Source organism: Staphylococcus parequorum (assembly GCF_039237145.1).
In the GTDB taxonomy this organism is placed as follows: Bacteria; Bacillota; Bacilli; order Staphylococcales; family Staphylococcaceae; genus Staphylococcus; species Staphylococcus equorum_A.
This window is the reverse complement of sequence record NZ_CP150682.1, coordinates 2,689,309-2,706,020: the sequence shown is the minus strand read 5'-3', so window position 1 is coordinate 2,706,020 and position 16,712 is coordinate 2,689,309. Positions and strand designations below refer to the sequence as shown.

20 protein-coding genes are annotated in these 16,712 nt (G+C 33.0%); 12 read left to right on the top strand and 8 right to left on the bottom strand.

What is annotated here, in order from left to right; genetic code table 11:
* The first annotated feature begins 62 nt into the window (after window positions 1-62).
* Window positions 63-935 carry a Cof-type HAD-IIB family hydrolase gene (locus tag AAA453_RS13360; RefSeq protein ID WP_069832594.1) on the top strand — a complete coding sequence of 291 codons (873 nt, stop codon included), beginning with the start codon at window positions 63-65 and terminating at the stop codon, window positions 933-935.
* 18 nt (window positions 936-953) lie between these two features.
* Window positions 954-1,520, top strand: coding sequence for an NADPH-dependent FMN reductase (locus AAA453_RS13355; RefSeq protein ID WP_069816979.1), 567 nt, complete (start codon window positions 954-956; stop codon window positions 1,518-1,520).
* 73 nt (window positions 1,521-1,593) lie between these two features.
* On the opposite strand, the gene AAA453_RS13350 is transcribed toward AAA453_RS13355, so the two are convergent.
* The 5 genes from AAA453_RS13350 to AAA453_RS13330 all read right to left on the bottom strand — a co-directional run bounded on the left by AAA453_RS13350 (window position 1,594) and on the right by AAA453_RS13330 (window position 5,020).
* Complete coding sequence (locus AAA453_RS13350; protein ID WP_069816981.1) at window positions 1,594-1,938, bottom strand: transcriptional regulator, SarA/Rot family; 345 nt, start codon at window positions 1,936-1,938, stop codon at window positions 1,594-1,596.
* Window positions 1,939-1,942: 4 nt separating this feature from the next.
* Window positions 1,943-2,758 (bottom strand): transcriptional regulator, encoded by an 816-nt coding sequence (locus tag AAA453_RS13345; protein WP_427705389.1) that lies wholly within the window; start codon window positions 2,756-2,758, stop codon window positions 1,943-1,945.
* Between the two features lie 331 nt (window positions 2,759-3,089).
* Window positions 3,090-3,968: a GTP cyclohydrolase FolE2 gene (gene folE2 / locus AAA453_RS13340; RefSeq protein ID WP_427705386.1), complete on the bottom strand. Its 879-nt coding sequence runs from the start codon at window positions 3,966-3,968 to the stop codon at window positions 3,090-3,092.
* 14 nt (window positions 3,969-3,982) lie between these two features.
* Window positions 3,983-4,648, bottom strand: a complete 666-nt coding sequence (bshB2, locus tag AAA453_RS13335; RefSeq protein WP_069816988.1) for a bacillithiol biosynthesis deacetylase BshB2 — start codon at window positions 4,646-4,648, stop codon at window positions 3,983-3,985.
* A 12-nt stretch (window positions 4,649-4,660) separates the two neighbouring features.
* On the bottom strand, window positions 4,661-5,020 hold the full coding sequence (locus AAA453_RS13330) for a YojF family protein (RefSeq protein ID WP_069832597.1): 360 nt from the start codon (window positions 5,018-5,020) through the stop codon (window positions 4,661-4,663).
* Between the two features lie 559 nt (window positions 5,021-5,579).
* Between AAA453_RS13330 and hxlA the strand changes: the two genes are divergently transcribed.
* Both hxlA and hxlB read left to right on the top strand, forming a co-directional pair.
* Window positions 5,580-6,212, top strand: coding sequence for a 3-hexulose-6-phosphate synthase (hxlA, locus tag AAA453_RS13325; RefSeq protein WP_285323540.1), 633 nt, complete (start codon window positions 5,580-5,582; stop codon window positions 6,210-6,212).
* A 1-nt stretch (window position 6,213) separates the two neighbouring features.
* The gene (hxlB, locus tag AAA453_RS13320; protein ID WP_002508460.1) at window positions 6,214-6,762 is read left to right on the top strand and encodes a 6-phospho-3-hexuloisomerase; all 549 of its coding nucleotides are present in this window, start codon (window positions 6,214-6,216) and stop codon (window positions 6,760-6,762) included.
* 85 nt (window positions 6,763-6,847) lie between these two features.
* Here hxlB and AAA453_RS13315 read toward each other — a convergent pair whose 3' ends face one another.
* On the bottom strand, window positions 6,848-6,976 hold the full coding sequence (locus tag AAA453_RS13315) for a hypothetical protein (RefSeq protein ID WP_256092374.1): 129 nt from the start codon (window positions 6,974-6,976) through the stop codon (window positions 6,848-6,850).
* Window positions 6,977-7,416: 440 nt separating this feature from the next.
* Between AAA453_RS13315 and AAA453_RS13310 the strand changes: the two genes are divergently transcribed.
* From AAA453_RS13310 to AAA453_RS13280, 7 genes are all read left to right on the top strand, one after another.
* Complete coding sequence (locus AAA453_RS13310) at window positions 7,417-8,763, top strand: alanine/glycine:cation symporter family protein (RefSeq protein ID WP_427705383.1); 1,347 nt, start codon at window positions 7,417-7,419, stop codon at window positions 8,761-8,763.
* A 280-nt stretch (window positions 8,764-9,043) separates the two neighbouring features.
* A complete protein-coding gene (locus AAA453_RS13305; RefSeq protein WP_427705381.1) occupies window positions 9,044-10,405 on the top strand; it encodes an AMP-binding protein in 1,362 nt (453 codons plus the stop codon).
* Window positions 10,405-11,547, top strand: a complete 1,143-nt coding sequence (locus AAA453_RS13300) for a thiolase family protein (RefSeq protein ID WP_427707075.1) — start codon at window positions 10,405-10,407, stop codon at window positions 11,545-11,547. Before AAA453_RS13305 ends, AAA453_RS13300 begins: the two co-directional genes overlap by 1 nt.
* Window positions 11,519-11,881 (top strand): hypothetical protein, encoded by a 363-nt coding sequence (locus AAA453_RS13295; protein WP_427705379.1) that lies wholly within the window; start codon window positions 11,519-11,521, stop codon window positions 11,879-11,881. Before AAA453_RS13300 ends, AAA453_RS13295 begins: the two co-directional genes overlap by 29 nt.
* 1 nt (window position 11,882) lies before the next feature.
* A complete protein-coding gene (locus AAA453_RS13290; RefSeq protein ID WP_427705377.1) occupies window positions 11,883-12,146 on the top strand; it encodes a hypothetical protein in 264 nt (87 codons plus the stop codon).
* A 172-nt stretch (window positions 12,147-12,318) separates the two neighbouring features.
* Window positions 12,319-13,731: an MFS transporter gene (locus AAA453_RS13285; protein WP_427705375.1), complete on the top strand. Its 1,413-nt coding sequence runs from the start codon at window positions 12,319-12,321 to the stop codon at window positions 13,729-13,731.
* A gap of 143 nt (window positions 13,732-13,874) precedes the next feature.
* Window positions 13,875-14,315 (top strand): ASCH domain-containing protein, encoded by a 441-nt coding sequence (locus AAA453_RS13280; RefSeq protein WP_069832604.1) that lies wholly within the window; start codon window positions 13,875-13,877, stop codon window positions 14,313-14,315.
* Between the two features lie 262 nt (window positions 14,316-14,577).
* Here AAA453_RS13280 and vraX read toward each other — a convergent pair whose 3' ends face one another.
* Both vraX and AAA453_RS13270 read right to left on the bottom strand, forming a co-directional pair.
* Window positions 14,578-14,748 (bottom strand): C1q-binding complement inhibitor VraX, encoded by a 171-nt coding sequence (gene vraX / locus AAA453_RS13275; protein WP_002508451.1) that lies wholly within the window; start codon window positions 14,746-14,748, stop codon window positions 14,578-14,580.
* A gap of 130 nt (window positions 14,749-14,878) precedes the next feature.
* Window positions 14,879-15,775, bottom strand: coding sequence for a LysR family transcriptional regulator (locus tag AAA453_RS13270; protein ID WP_427705372.1), 897 nt, complete (start codon window positions 15,773-15,775; stop codon window positions 14,879-14,881).
* A gap of 114 nt (window positions 15,776-15,889) precedes the next feature.
* Here AAA453_RS13270 and AAA453_RS13265 point away from each other — a divergent pair, with 114 nt between their 5' ends.
* Window positions 15,890-16,627 (top strand): SDR family NAD(P)-dependent oxidoreductase, encoded by a 738-nt coding sequence (locus AAA453_RS13265; protein ID WP_427705370.1) that lies wholly within the window; start codon window positions 15,890-15,892, stop codon window positions 16,625-16,627.
* Window positions 16,628-16,712: the final 85 nt, after the last annotated feature.

The following is a 16,712-nucleotide window of genomic DNA, read 5'->3' as shown; positions in this document are numbered from 1 at the left end:
AAATGAGAATGGTGTGTAATTAAGATTGTGTTATCGATCATAGAAGGAAACGAGGTAAATTAATGATAAAATTAATTGCAACAGATATGGATGGTACATTATTAAATGCGGCACATGAGATATCAGAAGAGAATATTAAAGCGATTCAATATGCGCAATCGCAAGGCATAACAGTAGTTATTGCTACGGGTCGTGCTTTTTATGAAGCGAATTCACCAGTGAATCAAACAGATTTGAAAGTGCCTTACATTTGTTTAAATGGTGCAGAAGTGAGAGATGAATCTTTTAATATCATGAGTACATCTAAATTAAATCGTGAGTTAATTAATAGAATTACAACAGAGATGGATAAAGAAGATATTTATTATCAAGTTTATACAAACTTAGGTATCTACACTGAAAACCCTCAACGCGATTTAGAAATATATATAGACATTGCAGAACGAGCTGGTCAAAAAGCAGACGTAGAAAAAATCAAAGCTGGTATTCAAAAACGAATTGATAATGGTACTTTAAAAGTTGTAGATAATTATGACAAGATTGAAGATACGCCTGGAGAAATCGTCATGAAAATCCTTGCTTTTGATAGTGATTTAGAAAAAATTGACCGTGCAAGTGAAAAACTAGCAGAATCAGAAAGTCTTGCAATTTCTTCTTCATCGAGAGGTAATATTGAGATTACACACTCAGATGCACAAAAAGGTATTGCGTTAACAACGATTGCAGAGCGTCTTAATATAGATATGGAAAGTGTTATGGCAATTGGTGATAACATGAATGATATTTCTATGCTAGAGCGTGTAGGTTATTCTGTAGCGATGGATAATGCAACGCCTGAAGTTAAAGCAGTGTCTAAGTATTCTACAGACACAAATGAGCAAAGTGGCGTCGGAAAAGCGATTATGAAATTGCTCAAAGAAAATAATGAAAATTAGTATGAGGAGAAGTGTATTATGAAAGGTTTAATCATTGTAGGGAGTGCGAAATTAGGTTCACACACAACAGCGCTATCCCAATATTTAAAAGGACATTTTGAAGAACATGATTTTGAAGTTGACATTTTTGATCTAGCAGAAAATCCAATTCATCAACTTGATGTTTCAGGTGCTTCTAGTCCAAGTGAAACATATAAAAATAATTTAAGTACATTACAATCTAAAGCGAGAGAAGCGGACTTTTTCGTCTTAGGATCTCCAAATTATCATGGTTCATACTCTGGTATTTTGAAAAATGCTCTAGATCACTTAACTATGGATGATTTCAAAATGAAACCTGTAGGTCTTATCGGTAATAGTGGCGGCATCGTAAGTTCAGAACCATTATCACATTTACGTTTAATTGTACGTACGTTATTAGGTATTGCAGTGCCAACACAAATTGCTACGCATGATACAGATTATAAGAAATTAGACGATGGTACATTATATTTAGATAATGAAGAATTCCAATTACGTGCTAGATTATTTGTAGATCAAATCATTTCTTTTGTTAAAAATAGTCCTTATGAACATTTAAAATAAGTTGAATGATTAAAATATAAAAAATAACTGTTCAGTTTCTACATAGAAGCCTAACAGTTATTTTTTATTTGTTCTATTGTTGGGTTGATGGATTTAAAATAGAAGTTACAATTGTATGATACTGTTCTAGAATCGATTTTATCTTAGGTAGGTCGATATTATGTAAATGAATGCAGCGCTCATCATATGCATCTCTAGATTTTTTTAATAAACCCAGCTCAATGAGATTGTTGATTTGTATTGAAATCGGTGTGTTTTGACTATATAGCAGTCTTTTGAGTTCTACCGCTTCAATGCTTTCTTTGTTAATATAAAGTAATTTATCCAATATAACAATTTCATTAAATGTAAGATTCAAATTTTGTTTGATTACTTTTTTAATTAAGCTTCTCTTTTCTTCGTAAGTTATCATATTCATGTCATCACCACATTAAGTTATTTGTTGTATTATTTTTGAGATTTTGAACATCTTCTATAACAGGTTGTTTGTTATTAAATTCATAGGGACTTATACCTTTGATTGCTTGGAAATAATAAATATAATCTTTAAGTGAATGGAAATGATACGCTCTCCATACAAAATCTAAAGTATCGCCATTTAATAAAGCACATGCTGAAAAGTGAATTTTTGAAGCAATGATGTAGTTTGATAAGGTACAACACATAAGTGCTGAAAATTCACGTGATAAAAAGCTGTTATTCACAAAAAAATGATGCGCAATATCCTGGCAACTTAATTTTCTTTCACAGTTGTGACTAATATATTGAATAACGTCTCTAATCAACACATGTTTAAAATTTCTCTCAGATTTAGAGCGGAGAGTTGTATCTATGGTATTAAGATAGGTGGTTTCAATTAGAAATAATAATTTTCGTTCTATATCTGAAGCAATTGATCGATTTAAAATAGAAGCAATAACGTCGTTATAAAGTATTTTTAAATCGGGTCTATCTTTATCCATTATATTATTCTCATTTTGAGCGTACATATTCGAAATTTTATAATAATAGTAATTATTTATAGATAGACATAATAACGTGCCTTCAAAGTTGATATCATTAATACATTCATAATCATGAATATAAAATATATCTCCTGCACGATAATGTTGAAAATCGTTATTTTTTAGTATTGTAATTGCTCCATCAAAAACGAAATAGATATTAAAAAAATGGTTAGTACGTAAACATTTAAAATTGGATGTTTTATTATTATATATCTTTAAATCATAATCCATTATTTATTTCACCACACCGATATACTAAGGAGCATCTCCTCTATAATAATTTTAATACGAAAAGTGTATGTCGGACATTAACAAAATTTAACTCTTGATACACATTATTTTAAAATTAATATGTGAGTTTAGATTTTAGAGTAAATAATTTAATAGTAACCATTAAAATTTTACTTTTTAATAATTAAAAACATAACGTCAAATAGATAATCTAGAAAAATTGAAATAACATTTACTAGAGATATTCAAATTTTGAACAAAAAAAGAGTACTAATAAATATATATTAGTACTCCTATAATAAATAAAGCGTATGAGTTAAATTGTATTTAACTATTTATGGTATTTTAATTTAGCGAAAGCATCGTGTTGGTGAATAGATTCTTCATTGCGACATTCTATTTCAAAACCATCAAGCCACTCAAAACCTACTAAATCTGCAGCAATTAGACGGATCAGGTCTTCTACAAATCTTGGATTTTCATAAGCGTGTTCTGTAACACTTTTCTCATCAGGACGTTTTAGAATAGGGTATAACATAGAACTTGCATTAGCTTCCATCGCATCTAAAATGACTTCTTTATAATCACCTATTAAATCAACATCTTTATTTAGAAAAGCTTTTACAGTGATAATACCACGTTGGTTGTGTGCTGAGTACTCGCTAATTTCTTTTGAACAAGGGCAAAGTGTAGTCACTGCAGCTTGGATTGTAATCTCTTTACGGGTTACATCATCTTTATCAATCGCTAAACCATAAGTTACATCGGCATGACCAACAGCTTTGATTTGAGTGACTGGGCTATAACGGTCGAAGAACCATTTAGCTGAGACATCTAAACCAGCAGCGTTTTGTGCCATGCTAACTTGTAAACTACGTAATAATTGATAAAGTGCGTCAAAATTTAATTCAATGCCATTATTGTAGTGCTTTTCGACACTTTCTAATATACGGCTCATATTAATGCCTTTTTCGTCTTGATTTAAACTTGTTGAAAAACTAAAGTTTCCAGCAGTTTGGAAACGATCTACAAGTACTGGGTAAACTAAGTTTTTAATACCTACCTCTTCGATTTCAAACAAGAAATCTTTATGTGTACTTTGTAAGTCTTTCATATTTTCTTTTTCAGTTGGTTTCGTACCTTCGATAGGGTCAACAGAACCAAAGTGCTTCCATCTGCCTTCTCTAGTAGATAAGTCAAATTCTGTCATGCTATTGCCTCCACTTAAGATTCAAAGTTATAAGTCCAATAAGGTTCTACTTCTAAGAAACTGTGTGCTTCTCCAGGTACGTCAGGTGTTGCAAGTGACTCTAAGAATGGACCTGTTTGAGATGCATGTGCTTCGAATGTACGTAGTTTAACCTCTTTATAATCACTGATCTCATTTAGAATGTCTGGTGCACCTAATTTTTCATGTGCGTCATTACTAAATGCTACAAGCTGTAAACGTGGTCTTTCAGATTCTGGCATACGACCAACCGTTCTCACGACTGCTTCTGCAGTAGCTTCATGGTCAGGATGAACAGCAAACTGTGGATAGAATGAAATGATGACAGATGGTTGTAATTCATCAATGAGGGATTTAACCATTGCATCCATTTCATCATGTGGTTCGAACTCTACAGTTTTATCTCGTAAGCCCATTTTACGTAAATCAGTTATGCCTATTGCTTCCATTGCTTTTTCTAATTCTTTTTCACGAATATCTGGTAATGTCTCACGCGTAGCAAAAGGTGGATTGCCTAAATTGCGACCCATTTGTCCGAGTGTCAAACATGCGTACGTGACTGGCACTCCATTATCGATATAGCGTGCTAATGTGCCTGCAGATGAGAACGATTCATCATCTGGATGTGGAAAAATTACTAATACTTGGCTTTCCTCTGCCATGATACGCCCTCCTTATGCTTTGAACGGTTGAGTACTAATTTCTAAAGCAGCAGCTAATTGACCTTCATAGTTAAAGCCTGCTAGAAGAAACTCACCATTCTCATTCACTTCATAATGTGTTAATCCTTGGACATAGACCCAACCGCTATCTTTCAATTTAAGACCGACACGGAAAGGATCTTTGTTGCCACCTTTAAGTTGAGCGTGCTCGTAAGTTACTTGAATATTTCTCAAAAAAGTTCCCGCATTAAATACACGTTGGTCAAAGTGAGCAGCATATGCACCATTTGTTGTTTCAACATGTAAGTATACAGGTTTATGCTCATATGAAGAAAGTAATGCTTGTACTTTCTCAATGTTTATTTGTTCCAAAATTTTGCCTCCTTGCTTCCAAACCCAACATTACAAAATTCAATTATTTATATTTACTTAACACAATAGATTTCGATGATATAAGTCTATACTTTAGTGTAAACCGACTCGTATACATTTTCTACCAGAAAAGTGAATTTTATATCTAAGAATTGTATTTTATATTTTGATTATCTCTTCATTCTACTAAAAAGCACAGCAGAAATGTATCACTCTGCTCAATTTATAGTAAAAAGTCTCAACTTAATAGTGAAATAGGGCTGGAATCCAATTCCTGTTAAAAATATATAAAAGAAGTATAATGCATAAGTGTCATAACATTTATATATAATTTGCATAATAATTAATTTATTATGACTGTAGTTTTAACAATAAAACATAGAATTAACATAGGTATTAACGGGTATCTTCGTTTTATGTAGAGGATGTACAGTATTTATCATGTTATTTTACGCGTTTAATATATAAAACTAAGGGTAAATAGCTTAAGTGCAACATTATATAGTAAGTTAAGTCACAACGATGGCTCTATAATTTAATTCAAGAAGGGATGATCATTTTGGAATTACAACTAGCAATTGATTTATTGAATAAAGAGGACGCGGCAAAACTTGCGAATAAAGTTAAAGATTATGTAGATATCGTAGAAATTGGTACACCAATCGTTATTAATGAAGGTTTACCAGCGGTTCAACATTTAAACGATAATATAGAAGGCGTAAAAGTACTTGCAGATTTAAAAATTATGGATGCTGCAGACTACGAAGTAAGCCAAGCAGTTAAATTTGGTGCAGACGTAGTAACAATTTTAGGTGTTGCAGAAGATGCATCAATTAAAGCAGCAGTTGAAGAAGCACATAAAAGTGGTAAAGAATTATTAGTTGATATGATTGCAGTACAAGATTTAGAAAAACGTGCTAAAGAGTTAGATGATTTAGGCGCAGACTATATCGCTGTGCATACTGGTTATGACTTACAAGCTGAAGGTCAATCTCCTTTAGAAAGTTTACGTAAAGTTAAATCAGTTATTTCTAATTCAAAAGTAGCTGTTATTGGTGGTATTAAACCAGATACAATTAAAGAAGTTGTAGCAGAAGAACCAGACTTAGTTGTTGTTGGTGGCGGTATTGCTAATGCAGACGATCCAGTTGAAGCTGCTAAACAATGTAGAGATGCGATTGAAGGCAGATAATATGACTGAAATTACAAATTATCGCTTAATATTAGATGAATTAGACCATACACTATCGCACGTGAAAGATAGTGAAGCAAAAACGTTTTTAACACAAGTGGTTGAAGCGAATCAAATATTTGTTGCAGGAAAAGGTCGTTCAGGCTTTGTAGCAAATAGTTTTGCAATGCGTTTAAATCAATTAGGCAAATACGCGCATGTTGTGGGTGAGTCTACGACGCCGTCTATTACTGAAAATGACTTGTTTGTTATTATCTCTGGGTCAGGTTCGACAGAGCATTTAAGATTATTAGCAGATAAAGCTAAAGCTGTAGGTGCAGAAGTTGTATTATTGTCGACAAATCCGGCTTCAGCGATAGGTGAGCTTGCAAATGCAGTTATTGAATTACCGGCAGGGACGAAATATGATGCTGAAGGATCAGCACAGCCTTTAGGTAGCCTATTTGAACAAGCATCACAAGTGTTTTTAGATAGTATTGTTTTAGATTTAATGACTGAGTTAAAAGTTGATGAAGAAGCAATGCAACAAAACCACGCAAATTTGGAATAACCAAAATATAAGTGTTAATAAAAGTAAAAAGAGAGAGGAAACTAAATTTTAGTTTCCACTCTCTTTTTATTTCTATATATTAAAATTAATCTAAATGAACTCTATTATGCTCTTCCATACTATTTTCTTTTGTCATATCTACACATTGCTTGCATGTTATAAAAGCGATTATTGCAAGTGAAGCTAAAATATTAATAGTTAAAAGTTTTTTCATTTTAATCATCCTAACTGTTTAATGTTTTTATATATTAATTACAAGGCACTAAAATCGTTTTTGACTCGCTGTTTTTAAAAAATGAACAATAAATATGCGTGATAAAAATTTATTGTATGTTACCCTTTCCCTGATGTTCAATTGTTAATCAAATTCAACTTTAACGTCATTGTCATAGCTATGTTGAACAGGTGGTTGATAACAAAGTGCATAATAATGAGAATTTGATACTACAATTTATTTTGATATTAATAATAATAAATTTAAAAACCATAGAAGAAACTTAATTAGAATCAATAAATGTATTTTAAAATAGCAACGAATGATTAGAAATAAAACAAATAGGGGATACTATAAAAAAATAGTTTAGTCACCTTTAGACTATTTTTACGTAAATCTATGACAATTTGATTTTAATACATTATTAAAGGGGAGATATAATGGAAAAAATCGTTGCTTTTTCAGATTGGCTTTGGGGATTTCCTTTAGTTACTTTATTATTAGTTGCAAGTTTGTATTTAACAATAAACTTGAAATTTATTCAGTTTAGACATTTCTTTTATATGATGAAACAAACATTTGGAAGAGTCAATAAAACGCCTAAAGGTGAGGGTACAATCACACCGAGGCAAGCCCTGACCTCTGCACTTTCATCTACAATAGGCGCTGCGAATATTGTTGGGGTGCCTACTGCAATTATGATGGGTGGTCCAGGTGCTGTCTTTTGGATGATAGTAATAGCTTTTCTAGGAATGGCTTTAAAATTCAGCGAAAACGTACTCGGTGTACATTATCGTGAAAAAAATAAAAAAGGCGAATTTGTTGGTGGACCTACATATTATATGAAGAAAGGTTTTAAAAACAAAAAATTAGGAGCCATTTTTTCTACTGTCTTTGCTTTTGCGCTGATGCTTGAGCTTATACCAAGTATTATGGTACAAGGTCATTCGGCTGCAAGTACTGTGCATGATACATTCGATATACATATGGGCGTAACTGGCGTCGTTTTAGCTATACTTGCAGCATTAGTCGTGTTTGGTGGTATTAAGCGTATTGCATCTATTGCTGAGAAGATTGTACCAATTATGGTCGGTTTATATTGTTTATTAGGATTTACTATTATTATAATGAATATTACGCAAGTGCCCCATATCATTGCGCTTGTGGTTGAACAAGCTTTTAACCCTAGTGCAGCATTAGGGGGAACATTCGGTGCAGCACTTGCAACTACCATTCGTTGGGGATTTGCTAGAGGAATATATTCTAATGAAGCAGGTCTTGGTACGTCACCTATTGCCCACGCAGCTGCAAAAACGGATCATCCTGTACGTCAGGCTTTTTGGAGTGTTAGTGAAATTGTAGTTGATACGCTTGTCGTGTGTAGTACGACTGCATTTGTTGTGCTTGTTTCTGGTGTCTGGAAATCAGAAGATGCAAAGTCACAATCTGCAGCGCTTACAGCCAGAGCATTTGAAGATGCTTTTGGAGAATTCGGCAGTATGAGTGTATCGATATCGATGTTATTTTTCGTGTTTTCAACAGTCATTGTCGTAATTTTTTATGGCTCTAGAATGGCAGAGTTCTTATTTGGATTAACAGGTGCTTGGATTATGAAAGTCGTTTATGTATTATCATTAGTCGTAGGTGCTTTGGGTGCAGCCACACAACTATGGGATTTATTAGATTTAGCACTTGCAATTGTACTTATACCTAACGTTATTGCAGTACTTATACTTTCACCGAAAGTAAAATCATTAACTATAGATTTCTTTAAAAATTATAAATAAGTTGTTCTATTAAATAGATAGCCTCTCACTACAAAATGGAGTGGGGGGGTTTTTGTATGCAGATTTCTCTATTGTTGGGTTTGAGTAATTTATTATTGGAAAATTAAGTAGGTAAATGGGTTTTGAATTGAAAATATTATCGAATTTTAAAGGAAATTGGGATAAAGATGTTCTAAATCCCCATAAGTAAAATTTATCCGTGATTCTGTAAAGGTAAACGACTATAATTAATGTTAACATGTATTGTATTAAAGTTTACATTTTAAAGGGTGACAGGAAAATGGAAATATTAGAAAAGATTGAGCAACATGCACAAAAACGACCACAACATCTTGCGTTGCAATTTGATGATTTAAAGTGTAGTTATAAACAGTTAAAGATAAATATCGAATTAGTGGTTGCAGATTTAACTGATATTCCTAGTCATCAATTTGTAGCACTCGTTATGAAAAACCCTATGGAAACAATTATCTATTATTGTGCATTGCTAAAGAGGCATTGTATTCCATGCATACTAGATTTTCAATGGTCACAAGGACAGATAGACACATTACTAAATCATTACGGGATTTCTTATGTAATTAATGAGGAAAAAGAAGTAATAAATAAACACATTAAAGAAAATCAATTGAAGTGGCGTAATGATTTATTACATGTTGGTTTTACTTCAGGAACGACAGGCTTACCAAAAGCTTATTATCGCAATGAAAAATCTTGGTTATATTCTTATAAAGAAAACGAAAAGCTTTTAGAAGAGCCAGTTAATATACTCGTTGCACCTGGTCCTTTGTCTCATTCGTTGTCTTTATATGCTTGTATCTATGCGCTATATAGTGGGAGAACGTTTATAGGGCAACGTCAATTTGATGCGCAATCGTTATTACAAACGATTGAAAAAGCATCTAAAACAGTTGCCATGTTTTTAGTACCGACAATGTTAACATCATGTTTGACTGAAAACTTTAAAATAAACCAAGTGCGCTATATTTTTTCTACAGGTGACAAGTTACCTCCGGAAACAAGAAATAAAGTACAACAATATATGCCACAAACTTTATTAATAGAGTTCTTCGGAACATCTGAAGCAAGCTTTATAAGTTATAACTACAATAATGAAGCACCATGTCATTCTGTTGGTTTACCTTTTCCAAATGTGCAAATACATTTGGCACATCAAGATGAACAAGGTGTAGGCGTGTTACATATTCAAAGTAATATGGTGTTTAGTGGTTATGCAAATCAGAATATGTCACGAAGTAAATGGCTAGAAATTGGTGATTTTGCTTCACTTGATCATAACGGATATCTCTATTTGCACGGACGTCAGGGTGACCGCATGATTATTGGTGGTCGAAATGTTTATCCAACTGAAATTGAAAGTGTAGCCCAAGGTTATGAATATTTTAATGAAGTGTGCATAGTGAGTGAACCACATTCGAAGTTTGGGGAAATTGCAGTACTACTTTATACAGGCCCACAGGATGTGTCTTATCAGTCGTTGAAAAGTTTTTTGTCACCACATTTGGTGAGATATCAAATACCATCTAAATTAATTAAAATAGATAAAATGTACTATACACAAAGTGGGAAAATAGCTCGAAGACAAATGAAGGAACGTTATTTAGGAGGAGAGTTTAGATGATGAAAGAAGCAGTGATTGTTGCGGCAAAACGTACAGCATTTGGCAAATATGGAGGAAAGCTTAAGCACATAGAGCCAGAACACCTCATAAAACCATTATTTACACATTTCAAAGAAACATTGCCACATGTGATGTCAGATATTGATGACGTTATTCTAGGTAATGTCGTAGGTAATGGAGGTAATTTGGCGAGAAAGTCCTTACTCGAAGCTGAACTAGATCACCATATCCCGGGCGTAACTATCGATAGACAATGTGGCTCAGGTTTAGAAGCGATATTACAAGCTTGCCGTATGATACAAGCAGGCGCAGGTACGATTTATATGGCAGGCGGTGTAGAAAGTACGAGCCGTTCGCCTTGGAAAATAAAACGACCTCAATCTGTTTATGATACGCAATTACCAACGTTTTTTGAACGCGCATCATTTGCTCCGGAGGGACAGGATCCTTCAATGATTGAAGCGGCTGAAAATGTAGCTCAAACTTACAACATTTCAAGAACGGCACAAGATTATTATGCATGGATGAGCCATCAAAAAACGATGGCTGCATATGAACGTCAAATCATTTCCCGAGAAATAATGCCATTTCAAGTTAAGGGTGAAACATTTCAACAAGATGAAAGTATTAAACCTAAGTTAACGGAACGGACGCTGAATCGTTTGAAGCCGCTCTTACCTGAAGGCACAGTTACTGCTGGAAATTGTTGTATGAAAAATGATGGTGCAGTGTTATTAATGATTATGGAAAAAGAAACTGCCAAAGCATGTGGTTATAATAGCGGGTTAGCATTTACTGATGGCTTAACTGTAGGCGTAGATCCGAATGTATTAGGCATTGGCCCAGCACCAGCAGTGAAAAAACTATTAGAAAAAAACAACTATACTATTGATGAAATTGATGCTGTCGAATTGAATGAGGCCTTTGCATCACAGGTGTTAGCAAGCCAAGAAATGTTGGGTTTATCTGATGCGAAATTAAATGTTTATGGTGGTGCGATCGCTACAGGTCATCCCTATGGCGCAAGTGGTGCAGCTTTAGTGACACGCTTGTTTTACATGGAAGAATATCAAAGAACAATTGCTACAATGGGAATAGGAGGCGGCATGGGCAATGCATTATTGTTTGAAAGATGGACATGAAGAGCAAGAAATCATATTTATTGAAGAAGAAGTCGTGGCTTATAATCAATACTTTAATCAACGTCCATTAAACAAAGTGCCTCCTTTATATTGTGCTAAGTTATGGCCAGAATTTCAGCTGTTTCAACAATATGCTAATCGTAATATTTTGCTGAAAGAAACAGAAATCAACCATTCAAAACCACTTGAAACGAATGAAACTTATCTTGCGTATATGTGTATTGTTGAGAAGAAGAAAATAAAATCATTTACGAAATACATTTTTAAATTAGAAATACATAAAAATAGTGAAAACTATATCACTATTAAACAAACATTTTTGGAGCAGGTTTAGCATGATACAAATAACAACAGAACAAGTGAATGAATATTTAGGTTTAATCAATGATCAAAACCCAGTGCATGAAAATATAGTGCCAGGTCAATTGATTGTACAACTTGCACTCACGAATAAAAAAGTAACATGGGTAGCGTACAAAGTGAAATATGTGGCATCAGTTGAAATGAATGAATCTTTAAATTTTGAACTTGTAACAAACGAAAAAATAGTTATTTCTAATCAAAGTGGTGATGTGAAAATTGTCATTGTAAAAATATAAAAGTGATATTTAATCTGTGAATATAGAAAAGCTATTATGTATTGTTAATTAAAAATAAATATAATCATTTTCATAAAATTATTAAAAACAAAAAGTAATAAATAGATATCAATTTGACAATACAAACTAACTCCGTATAATAATATAGCATGTTAAAAGGAGTGAAATATTCATGGATTATGACAAAGATTTTGATGAAAGTAAGATAAATAAAGTTAATCCTAAAACCGCTAAAAAAACTGTGTTTGCCACAGGTATAGGTAACGCTATGGAATGGTTCGATTTTGGGTTATATTCTTATTTAGCGGTAATACTTGGACAAAACTTTTTCAGTTCGGTAGAAAATGATCAACTCAAAACGATTTTCACTTTTGCAACATTTGCAATTGCGTTTCTACTACGACCTGTTGGCGGTATTATCTTTGGCATTATTGGAGATAAATACGGTAGAAAAGTAGTACTAACAACGACCATTATTATGATGGCGTTCTCGACATTGTTCATTGGCTTATTGCCTACATATGAACAAATCGGTATTTGGGCCCCGATATTACTATTGCTAGGTAGAGTGTTACAAGGATTTTCGACAGGTGGAGAGTATGCGGGCGCTATGGTGTATGTTGCAGAATCTTCTCCGGATAGAAAACGAAATACGCTTGGTTCTGGACTTGAAATAGGAACATTATCGGGCTATATTGCTGCCTCGGTGATAACAGGCTTACTATTTTTCTTTTTAAATGATGATCAAATGGCTTCATGGGGTTGGAGAATTCCATTTATCTTAGGCTTATTTTTAGGTATTTTTGGTTTCTATTTAAGAAGAAAATTAGAAGAATCACCTGTTTATGAAAATGAAATTGCAACAAAATCAAAAAGAGATACAATTGGTTTCTTAACTATTATTAGATATTATTATAAAGATATAATTGTATGTTTCGTAGCGGTAGCGTTCTTTAATTGTACTAATTACATGGTGACTTCATACATGCCTTCTTATTTACAGCAAATTATTAAACTTGATAGTACAACAGTTTCAGTAGTAATTACACTTGTAATGGCTGTAATGATTCCATTAGCATTAATGTTTGGCAGAATTGCTGATAAAATTGGCGAGAAAAAAGTGTTCTTAATTGGATTAATTGGTACAGCCGTATTGAGTATATTCGCCTTTTCACTTTTCCAATCAACTTCAATCATCTATGTTATTGTTGGTATCTTTATTCTAGGCTTCTTCCTATCAACATATGAAGCGACAATGCCTGGATCATTACCGACGATGTTTTATACACATATCAGATATAGAACATTAGCAGTAACATTTAATGTATCTGTATCTTTATTTGGTGGCACAACGCCATTAATTGCTTCTGCACTTGTAGCGAAGACAGGTGATCCTTTATCTCCTGCTTATTATTTAACTGCGATGAGTATTGTTGGTATTATCGTCATTTCGTTATTACATGTAAGTACTTCTGGTAAATCACTTAAGGGATCTTATCCTAATGTTGAAAGTGATGAAGAATATGAATATTATGCAGAAAATCCTGAAAAGGCAATGTGGTGGGCTAAAAACAAACGCGTATAATAAAAATGATTTTAAAGATTCGGTTTATTCGAGTCAAAAATGATCGACATGGTGATGAAACTTTGTCGATTGTTTTTTTGTGTTAATTTAAAAGAGTACGATACAATAATAAGTGAAGTAACAAGTATACTAGGAGGATAACTATGACAGTAGAAACATATTGGAGATCTTTTATCGAAGCATTTCCTGAATATAAAGGTGTGCAATTTGATGCTTGGTCTTTTGGTGTCGACGAAGATGAACTAGCTGATTTAGTGAAAAAGGGCATGAAAACTGCGACGACAAGCGGATTAGCGTCTTATAAAGTAGAGGAAGAAGCGTTACCACAAGTCGGTGATATCAGCGTTGTATTAAATGAAAAAGGAAACCCGCAATGTATCATTGAAACTACACGTGTTTACCAAACCCCATTTAATGATGTTACTGAAGAACATGCGTATCTTGAGGGTGAAGGAGATAAGTCGCTGGCATATTGGCGCCAAGCACATATCGAATTTTTCGAATCATATTATGCTGAATTAGGCATTCCTTTTGATGAAACAGAAATCATGGTGTGTGAAGAATTTAAGTTATTGTATGTATAAAAAAGAGCGGTACATTAGTTAGCACTGCTTCGAGTATTCTCTCCAAGCACAACAAAGGGGACAATCTTTGTCTAACTGTGTACCGCTCATAGGGTGAGTGTTTATAGGGTTGTGTTATTCAAAGGCAACATAAGGGGACAACTTATGTTGCCTTTATTCTTTTTAAACTTCTAATTTCTAAAGGGGAGTTATTGCATATATGTTCTTCTGAATTCTTCTTAAAGCTAAATTTTGAAAAGTCTTAGGTGTAAAGTAAATGTTATTAATAGGTTAGTTTCATATTATCAACATCACTTTCAAGTAGAGAGAGTAACTTATATAATTCATTCATGCTGAAATTTTCATCAAATTTAACAGAAATTGTTTTGAAAGTTTTAGTGATAATTTCATATATTGGGTTACCATTTTCAAAAGCCTGTTTGTAGATAATCATGCTGTGATTCCCTCCTTTTCTCTCTACACTTAATATACTAATAGATTTCCTTGGAAAATACATGAGTCTTCAGTATCAACTTTGTATCGGTCTTATGTCGTATATTATTTAAACTTCTAATTCTTAATATTTATTTTTTAAAATCAAAATCACTATAATTTGTAAACCAATCAATTGTATAATCAATGAATTTTTTAGCTGCAGTAGAAAGGAAATGATGTTCTTTATATACGATGCCTATATTTCTTTCACATTTGGGAAAATCAATTGGTATTGCAAGGACATCTGATTGATCATGTATTAATGAAATTTTTGGAGTAAAAGAAATACCATAACCTAAAGAGACAAACTTTAGTATAGAAGTTGATTCTTCTAATTCAAGTTTATATTGGGGCTGAATATTTGCTGCTTCGCAAAAGGCGTCTGTAATTTCTCGAAAACCATAACTAGGTAATAAACCAATGAAATTTTCGGATTCTAACTCTGTTAATGAAATAGAATTTCTATTAGCTAATCTATGTGTCTTCGGTACTGTTAAGTAAATTTCATCTATGGCTAAGGGTACCCATTGTATATCGTTAGATTTTAAAGGAGAAGTGGAAATACCAAAATCAATCTCATTTTGTAAAATCAAATTTTCCATTTCTTTTGAAGATGATTGCTTTTGCGTGATATGCACGTTTGGATATTCATCTAAAAAGTCGGTCATTATTAATGGGAAAACATGAGGGAAGGTAGCAGAAAAATTAATGTTGCCGTTCTCTAAACCTGCATCTTCTTGTATTAAATGGATACCTGAATCTAATTCTACAAATGCTTTATCTACAAAGCTCAATAATGTTTTCCCATAGTTATTTAAATAAACCTCTCTTCCATTTCTATTGAATAATATAACGCCTATTTCTGACTCTAATTGCTTAATGGCTTTACTTAAACCCGGCTGGGAAATATTTAGAGACTTTGCAGCTTCAGTAAAAGTGCGTGCTTTTGCGGCTATCTGAAAATATTTTAAATTTATAAAATCCATAACTCGCTCCTTTCATAACCTCAGGTTATAGAATGATGAAAAATTAATATTATAAGTTATTAATGGGTAATGTTACCATAAAGTTATAGTATTAATAAAGGGAGATACGATAAAATGAGATTAAAAGATAAAGTTGCGTTAATTACAGGTTCAGCTTCTGGTATGGGAAGAGCGGAGGCGCTTAGATATGCAGAAGAAGGCGCGAAAGTTGTTGTAGCAGATATGAATATCGAAGGTGCTCAAGAAGTTGTGCAAGAAATTATTGAAAATGGATATCAAGCGTTAGCAATTAAAGCAGATATCACAAAAACGGAAGATATTCATAACATGGTTGATAAAACAAAAGAAGTCTTTGGTTCAATTGATATTTTAGTCAATAATGCTGGTATATTCGATAAATATCAAACAAGTTTAGATACTGATTTAGACAAATGGAATTTTTTATTAAATATTAATTTAACAAGCACTTTCCAACTGTCGAATGCAGTACTGCCAGATATGATTGAAAAACAAAATGGTGCTATTGTTAATATAGCTTCAGTAGCAGGGTTAGTTGCTGGTAAAGGTGGCGCTGCTTATACAACTGCGAAACATGCTGTTATTGGGTATACAAAACATCTCGCTTCAGAATATGCAAAATATAATATTAAAATCAATGCAATAGCGCCTGGTACTATTGAAACGCCATTAATTAAAGATGTGGCTGATAGTATTCCGAAAGATTCCGTACCTGCGAAACGTTTCGGTCAAATTGAAGAAGTAGCAGATTTAACAGTATTTCTAGGATCAGATGAAGCTAAGTTTATGAATGGTGTAGTTGTTCCTATAGATGGTGGATTCACAATTCAATAACATTTAATAATACTTTTAAAATTAAGCTAAATCGAACTTATTTATAAATAAAAAGAGCAGCATCACAAACTTTTCAGTTTAATGT